Origin of the sequence: Chondromyces apiculatus DSM 436 (assembly GCF_000601485.1) — a bacterium.
GTDB lineage: Bacteria > Myxococcota_A > Polyangia > Polyangiales > Polyangiaceae > Chondromyces > Chondromyces apiculatus.
In genome coordinates this window covers 99,652-107,153 of record NZ_ASRX01000048.1, presented here as the reverse complement: position 1 = coordinate 107,153, position 7,502 = coordinate 99,652, and the positions used below count along the sequence as shown (strand labels likewise).

Sequence of the window (7,502 nt, the reverse complement as noted above, 5' to 3'; positions counted from 1 at the left end):
CGGAGCCTGGCGCAGGGCTCACCACGCTCACCGGCGCGGCGGGCGCGGCGGGCGCGGGCGTGGCGGTGGGTGGTGCAGGGGCGGGCCGGCTCGCGGCGAGCGCGGCGTCGATGTGGTCGGCAGCGCGGGCCTGGGCCTCGTTGAGCTCGGGGGGCGTGTCGCGGGCCTCGGGGTCGCGGAAGAAGGGGTCGCGGGGGCGCTCGCGTTCGTCGGTGGTGACCAGCCCCTGAGCGACGAGCTTCTTCACGACGGCGCGGGCGCTCGTGAACTTCTCTTCGAGGCGGGCGATGGGCTGCTCCCCGCTCGCGCGGAGGAGGGCCAGGATCGCCGCGGCGTGCCCGCGCAGCGTGCCGGGGGTCTCCAGGGCGTCGGTGGGCTTCGCGAAGAGGACCCTGCGACCCCCCACCTGCTTCTGTCGGCCGAGGTCGAGGGCGACGCTGAGCTGGTCGTTCTCCACCATGGCGCGCACCTGCTCGCGTTCGAGGGCGGGGAGCGCGAGCCGGAGAACCTCGCCGATGGGCGCGAAGTAGTACGAGGAGAGCGTCTGCAAGAAGGCGAGCAGCTCGGCAGGGAGCGCGGGCTCGGGGTCGACGACGGCGGCGATGGGCTTGATGCGCTCGGCCACCATCCCGGGGGGGCGGTCGGTGATGGAGAGGATCACGCCGACGAGGCGGCGGCGCCCGAACTCGCAGAGGACGCGCACCCCGGGGCGGACGTCGTCCGCGAGGTAGGCGGGAACCGCGTACAGGAAGGGCTGCGAGAGCGGGACGGGGACCGCGACGTCGGCGTAGAGGGGCATGCGGTACGCACCGCGGAGATAGCAGAGATCTTCGGGCCCGAGGAGGGTGCGACCTGCACGGTCGGGCCGAAGTGTCACCGCGCTTCGCGCCGTGAGGCGCTGGCGTGTGGGGCATGGAAGGTTGGCTGCCGGTGGCGCAATGCACACCTCGCGCGGCAGGCTGACAGCCGTGGCCTGCTCACGCGGCGAGGGCCCGGGCGCGATGGGAGCGCACCTGGACACGGCGCGGCGAGGCCCACCATGCCAACCTGTTGTGTCGAGCACGGCATGTTCGCTGCTAGCGTGAGGTCCATGACCTCGACCTCCCCCCGCTTGCTCCGCCCGTTCCTCCTCGCTGTGGCCCTGGCGACCGGTGTCGCCACGACCGGGTGCGGCACATCCATCGCGGGCCTCTGCGACGCGTACTGCGACTGCGAGGGCTGCAGCGACAGGGACTACGAGGACTGCGTGGACGACCTGGAGGACACCGAGGACGAGGCGTACGACGCCGGTTGCGGCGACGAGTACGACACCTGGCTCTCCTGCCTGGACGACGAGGCGGAGTGCCGTGGGGATGATTTCGAGCTCGGGGACGAGGACGAGTGTGGCTCGGAGTTCCTGGATCTGGCGCAATGCGCGAGCTGATCCGGGTGTGCCGCCTCAGTCGAGGTAGGTGGTGATCACCTGCGCGATCGGCGTGGCCCCGGTGCTCGCCTGACACGAGGGCAGGAATCCCCCCGCCGAGGACACTGGGGTGCAGATCTCGGCGCAGGCTCCCGCGGGTGTGATGGGACCGCAGGGAGTGCGGATCGTCTGACCGTTCGGACCGGTCCCGGGGTGGCCGATGGCGCACTCCCGGTCGGCGGCCTCGGCATGCGCGACGTTCGCGGGTTCGTGGCAGGCCCACAGCCGGGGCTCAGGTGCGAAGAGGTTCCCCCAGAAGGCCCCCTCCCGCACGGTGTAATAAGTCGCCTCCTCCGGGGAGAGCTGCGCGAGAGCCGCGTGGGGGCCTCGCAGCGAGACGACGACCTCCACGCCGTACCAGTTCGTCAGCGCGGCGAGGCAGGCCGAGACCCAGCGCTGCTCGTCCTCGTTCACGAGCGGCCCCTGCGCCCACGACGGCGCGAGGCCCACGCTCCCCCGGTACGTCTCGCGGAGGGTGTCGCCGTGGCCATCCACCCACGAGAGCGTGACCGATTGCGACGCGTCCAGCGCGCAGCGCACCGCGTACCTGAAGAGCTCCCGCGAGAGCATGCCGCTGGCACCTGGCGCGCTCAGAGGGGCGAACGCCGGGTCGCCCAGGGACGACGCGGCGAGCGCGAACTCTCCGAGGACGGCAGGTCGCAGCGCGTTCGGGTTCAGCGCGTTCGGGTTCAGCGCGTTCGGGTTCAGCGCGTTGGCCATCTGTAGCGCCATCTCGACGTCTCCCGGGTCCCCTTCCGTCTCGGCGAAGGCATCGCTCGCGCCGTGCTCACCACAGTCGTCGCACGCGTCGTCCGCCGAGCAATCGCCGCTCATGTCACACGCGGCGCTGCTGGCGGGGCCAGCGTTGCCACCGCACCCGGCGCTCCCGGCGCTCCCCAGCGCCACGGCGCACATGGTCCACACGAGCACTGCGTCGAGCGCGAACACCATTCTCTGCTTCATTGGTCCCTCCCCACGCGTCGCCCTGGCGACGCTCAGTCCACCGAAAACAGCCCTTCTCGTCTCATGTGCGTGCCGGTTCCGCGGCGCGATCCGCTGCCTCTCTTCTGCGCCGAGCGACCTGGTTCAGTGCATCGTCCGATCATGAAACCCGTGAAACCGTGCGGAATCCGCGCGCGGTGGTCCCTCCGCACGCAGGCGTGCACCGTGGTCTCACGCGGGTGAGGGGGCGTGCATGCGTTGCACCCTCCCCCCGCCCCGCGCGCAAACACCGATGAACGGGCACGCGCGGTAGGCTCCCGCGGTTCTCCCGTGGCAAGCTGCTGGCAAGCTGCGCGCCTGCTCTCCAGTTGGTTCGCACGGAGGCCCATGACGTCACCGGTTCGTTCGCTCGAAGCGTTCGATGACACCTTTCCACGGAAGGGCTTCCTCGACGCCCCGACGCCGATCACGGCGCTGCCGCGGCTTGCCGCTGATCTTGGCCTCCGCCACCTGGCCATCAAGCGGGACGACCTGTGCGGTTCTCTCTTCGGCGGCACCAAGCCCCGTAAGCTCGACTACCTGCTCGCCGCGCCGCCCTTTTCGGAAGCGGAGGCGTGGGTGGGCAGCGGCGGCATCGGGTCGGGCAACATGGTGGCATTGACCGCGGCGGGCAAGGCGCTGGGTCGCGCGGTGCACGCACATCTCTTCTGGACGCCCGTCTCGGCCGGCATCCTCGACAACCTCGCGTTCACGGCCTCCGGGACGGCCTCGATCTCGTTCTACGCGTCACGGGCCGAGATCGGTCTGAAGCAGCCGCGGCTGATGCTCTCGCGGGCGCCCTTCGTCGGGGGCATGCCGGCGCTGCCGCCTGGGTCGAGCACGCCGCTCGGGATGCTGGGGCTGGTGCGCGCGGCGCTGGAGCTGCGGGCGCAGATCGACGCCGGAGAGATCGAGGCGCCGCTGCGCATCTACGTCCCGCTCGGCTCGGGAGGGCTCGCGTCCGGGCTGTCGGTGGGGCTCGGGTTCGCCCGGATCCCGGCGCGGGTCATCGGGGTGACGGTGGTGGAGCGGTTCATCGCGCCGGCCCGTCGTTTCCGGGGGATGCAGCGAAGCCTCGTGGATCTGCTGGAGGCGCACGGCATGGGTCCGGTGCCGGAGCCCGCGGAGCTTGTGCTCGACCGTGGTCACGTGGGGCGGGGCTACGGGATCCCGACGCCTGCGTCCCTGGCCGCCTGCGAGCTGCTCGCGGCCGAGGGGATGACGCTGGATCCGGTGTACACGGGCAAGGCGATGGCGGCGCTGCTCGCGGACGCTGCGCGGGAGCGCGGGGGCTCGGTGCTGCTCTGGCAGACGGCGCGGCGAGCGCCCCTCCCTCACGACGAGGGGTGGCGCGAGAAGCTGCCCCCGGCGCTGGCGCGACGGATCGAGGATCCGGCCACCGTGGACAGGGCGCGGCGGCGGACGGTGGTGGCGCTCGGGGTCGCCGCGGGTGCCGCCGTCCTCGGGGTGCGCATGTTCGGCGGATATCCGGGGCGGGCGTCGTTCCAGGGGGCCGTGCTGTCCGCGCGGGAGGCGCACATCGTGGAAGCGGCGGCAGAGGCGCTGCTACCCATCCACCCTGGCAGCAGCGAGACAGACGGAAACGTGGGCGGGGACGTCGCGTCCGTCCCGGCGCGGGTGGACCGGTATCTCACGGGGATGCCGGAGGGCACGGTGCGCGAGGTGCACGCGATGCTCCTCCTCATCGAGCAAGGCACGACCCCGCTCGGGGGCCGCCTGCGACGCTTCACCAGCCTGTCGCCTGCCGAGCGGGAAGCGTACCTGGGCGGCCTCGCGGCGCGCGGCGGGCTCCTCGCGCAGGCGTACCAGGGGCTGCGGGATCTGGTGATGGTGGGGGTGTACCAGCAGAGGTCGACCTGGGCGGCCCTCGGGTACGGGGGGCCGCAGGTGCCGGAGGGTTACGACCCACAGGGCCCGGAGCGGCGGGACTTTCCGGCGTACGACGCGCTCGTCGCTCCCCGAGGAGCACGGCCGAAGGGGGCACAGGGATGATCTACGACGCAGGGACGCTGGCGCTGCCGCTGCACCTGAAGGCCGACCTGTGCGTGGTCGGGTCAGGGGCCGGCGGGGCGATGGTGGCGATGGTCGCGGCCGAGGCCGGGATGAAGGTGGTGCTGCTGGAGGCGGGTGAGTTCCTGACGCCCGCCGACATGGTGCAGCGCGAGGAGGTGATGCTCCCGCGCCTGTACTGGGAAGCCGGGGGCCGCACCACCGCGGATCGGGCCGTGCACATCCACCAGGGCAAGGGCGTGGGCGGGTCGACGCTCCACAACCTCAACCTCTGCAAGCGCATCCCGGCGTCGATCCGGGCGCGCTGGGCGGCGGAGCGGCGGCTCGAGCGCCTCCCCGTGGAGGCGTGGGACGCGCTCTACGCGGAGGTGGAGGCGCTGCTGGAGGTGAAGGAGGTGCCTCCCGGGCTCTGGAACCGGCACAACCGCCTGCTGGAGGCGGGGTGCAAGGCGCTCGGGTGGCGCGGGGGCGGCGTCGCGCACAACCGCACGGGCTGCGTGGGGAGCGGGTTCTGCGAGGTGGGCTGCGCGTACGACGCGAAGAACAACGCGGTGAAGGTGCTGGTGCCGCGGGCCGTGAAGGCGGGGGCCGAGATCCTGGCGCGGTGCCAGGCGGTGCTGGTGCGGCACGAGGGGGGTCGGGTGAGCGGCGTGTCGGCGGTGGGGCTGGAGCCCGGGACGAACCGGCCGCTCGGAGAGGTGACGATCGACGCGCCGCGGGTGTGCGTGGCGGGCTCGGCGACAGCGACGCCGGCGCTGCTCCTGCGCTCGGAGGTGCCGGACCCGGGCGGGGAGACAGGGAAGCGGCTCAGGATTCACCCCGCGCTCGTCGCGGCCGGCGAGTTCGACGAGCCGGTGCGCGCCTGGGAGGGGATCCCGCAGACCTACGAGTGCACGGAGCTGCTCGACCTGGAGCGGGAGGACGGGCCGCGGGCGTGGATCATCCCGGCGTTCGCGCACCCGGTCGGGACGGCGACGCTCCTGCCCGGGCACGGGGAGATGCACCGGTCGCTGATGCGGAAGTACGCGCACCTCGCGGCGTTCACGGCGATGATCCACGACCACACAGCGGGGGAGGTGCAGCCGGACGGCGACCTCGGGCTGCGCATCGACTACTGGCCCGACGCGGCGGACCGGCAGGAGCTCTGTCGGGGGCTGCATGGCTGCGCCGCGCTCCTGTTCGCGGCGGGGGCGCGGCGGGTCATCGTGCCGTCGCGGCCGACGCGCATCTACGAGCGGGGGGACTCCATCGAGGAGCTGAAGACGCTCACGCTCACGCGGGGGGCGATGGACGTGACGGCGGTGCACCCCATGGCGTCGGTCCCCATGGGAGACGACCCGGCCGTGGCCGCGGTGAGCAGCGAGGGGAAGCACCATCACCTCGGGGGGCTCTGGGTGGGGGATGGGTCCCTGTTCCCGACCTCGATCGGGGTGCCACCACAGCTCTCCATCTATGCGATGGGGCTGCACGTGGGACGCGCGATCGCGCGGTCATGAGGGCGCACAGCGGGGGAGCGATGGGATAGGCTCCGCCCTGGCCCGTATGCGCCACATCGTCGCACGCTTGGTGCTCCCCCTGGTCCTCGCCACCTCGGCTTGCGAGAACTCCGGCCTCGTGCCGCGCGACGCCTCGGCCTCCTCGACCTCGGGCCCTGGCTCGGGCGCCACCACCTCCAGCACCGGAGAGGGTGGCTTCGGGAGTGTGGGCGGCTCCGGTGGTGCAGGTGGCGCGAGCAGCAGCGTCGGAGGCGCGGGCGGCGCGGGCGGCGCGGGCGGCGCGGGCGGTGAGTGCGAGCCGACAGAGGAGGAGGGTGGACCGATGGCGATGCCGTATCCGTTCACGCTCGGCGGTCAGCAGGCGTGGTCTCACGACGAGGGGTTCGCCTCGGGCTACTTCCACACCTACGACGCGCTCGCCGTCGGAGGCGCTGCGCCGCGCAAGGTGCACGTGTTCCTGCCACGCAGCTACCCCGAGAGCTGCGCGCGGTACCCGGTGGTGTACATGAACGACGGCGACACCACCTTCTGGCCGGGGAGCGTGGGCAAGACCTGGGACGTGGCGGAGCGGCTCGCGGAGCTGTACGCCGCGGGCGGGCTCCCCGAGGTGATGGTGGTGGCCGTGCACCCGCTGAACCGCGACGAGGAGTACACGCACGCAGCGTTCGCGCCGAACCGCGCGTGCTGCGAGGCAGACGGCTACGCGGACTACCTGGGGGACCAGGTGAAGGGCTTCATCGACGCGCAGTACCGGACCCGACCCGAGCGCGAAGCCACCGCGATCGTGGGGTCATCGCACGGCGGGCTCGGGGCCTTCCTGGTGGCGACGATGCGCCCTGATCGCTTCGGGATGGCGGGGTGCCTGTCGCCCTCTTTCTGGGCAGGCCTCGATCCCGTGCACGGCGGCGCGTACCCCGGCGGGGCGCTCGCCACCTCGGCGCTGCTCGACCTTGCACGGCCCACGCTGGAGAGCGCCGCGCTGCGGCCGAAGCTGTGGATCGACTGGGGCCTGGTGCGCACGGGAGGGTTCCACAACTCCGGCATCGAGGCCGCAGCCACCACGCGGGGGCAGGAGATGGTGTCCCTCCTGGAGGCGAGCTTCGGGTACGGCGCCACGACGCTCGGCTGGGCTGAAGACCCGGCCGGAGAGCACGACGAGATCTCCTGGAGCCGCCGCTTCCCCGACGTGATGCAGTTCTTCTACGGCAACACGCCCAGCACGCCCTGAAGCGGCGAAGAGGGCGAGTGAGGGCGTGACGTGCCCTCCCCCACCCCGCTCGACAGCGCGCTCGACGAGCTGACGCAGCGCACGATCCTGCCTGCACGACCTACGTCCCCGATGTCCAGCTTCACAGGGACCATCCGGACAGGCCCTACGGGGATTTAAGCCCAGCCCTGTTACTATTTCGTCAGGGATTATCCGTAGAGTACCCCCTACAGGGCGTTATTCCGCCGCGGTCGGTGGCATCGGTCTCGCGAGAGACACGGTTCTTGAAGGGATCACGATGGACAAGGGTAGCGAGACGCGGAGC

6 protein-coding genes are annotated in these 7,502 nt (G+C 72.1%); 4 read left to right on the top strand and 2 right to left on the bottom strand.

The genetic code is table 11. The annotated features are described in order from the left end of the window. On the bottom strand, window positions 1-877 hold an 877-nt coding region (locus CAP_RS27240), incomplete at its 3' end, for a primosomal protein N' family DNA-binding protein (RefSeq protein ID WP_503129128.1). 213 nt (window positions 878-1,090) lie between these two features. Between CAP_RS27240 and CAP_RS45620 the strand changes: the two genes are divergently transcribed. After that, a complete protein-coding gene (locus CAP_RS45620; protein ID WP_156041179.1) occupies window positions 1,091-1,423 on the top strand; it encodes a hypothetical protein in 333 nt (110 codons plus the stop codon). Between the two features lie 15 nt (window positions 1,424-1,438). Here the strand turns inward: CAP_RS45620 and CAP_RS27230 are convergent, their stop codons facing one another. Next, window positions 1,439-2,425, bottom strand: coding sequence for a hypothetical protein (locus tag CAP_RS27230; RefSeq protein WP_156041178.1), 987 nt, complete (start codon window positions 2,423-2,425; stop codon window positions 1,439-1,441). 366 nt (window positions 2,426-2,791) lie between these two features. Between CAP_RS27230 and CAP_RS54065 the strand changes: the two genes are divergently transcribed. From CAP_RS54065 to CAP_RS27215, 3 genes are read left to right on the top strand one after another with little or no spacing between them, the layout of a single operon-like run. Then, on the top strand, window positions 2,792-4,456 hold the full coding sequence (locus CAP_RS54065; protein ID WP_063748759.1) for a 1-aminocyclopropane-1-carboxylate deaminase/D-cysteine desulfhydrase: 1,665 nt from the start codon (window positions 2,792-2,794) through the stop codon (window positions 4,454-4,456). Further along, complete coding sequence (locus CAP_RS27220; protein ID WP_044246283.1) at window positions 4,453-5,970, top strand: GMC family oxidoreductase N-terminal domain-containing protein; 1,518 nt, start codon at window positions 4,453-4,455, stop codon at window positions 5,968-5,970. The genes CAP_RS54065 and CAP_RS27220 overlap by 4 nt, the downstream gene beginning before the upstream one ends. A gap of 46 nt (window positions 5,971-6,016) precedes the next feature. Further along, window positions 6,017-7,198 (top strand): alpha/beta hydrolase, encoded by a 1,182-nt coding sequence (locus CAP_RS27215; RefSeq protein WP_197041374.1) that lies wholly within the window; start codon window positions 6,017-6,019, stop codon window positions 7,196-7,198. Window positions 7,199-7,502 lie beyond the last annotated feature (304 nt).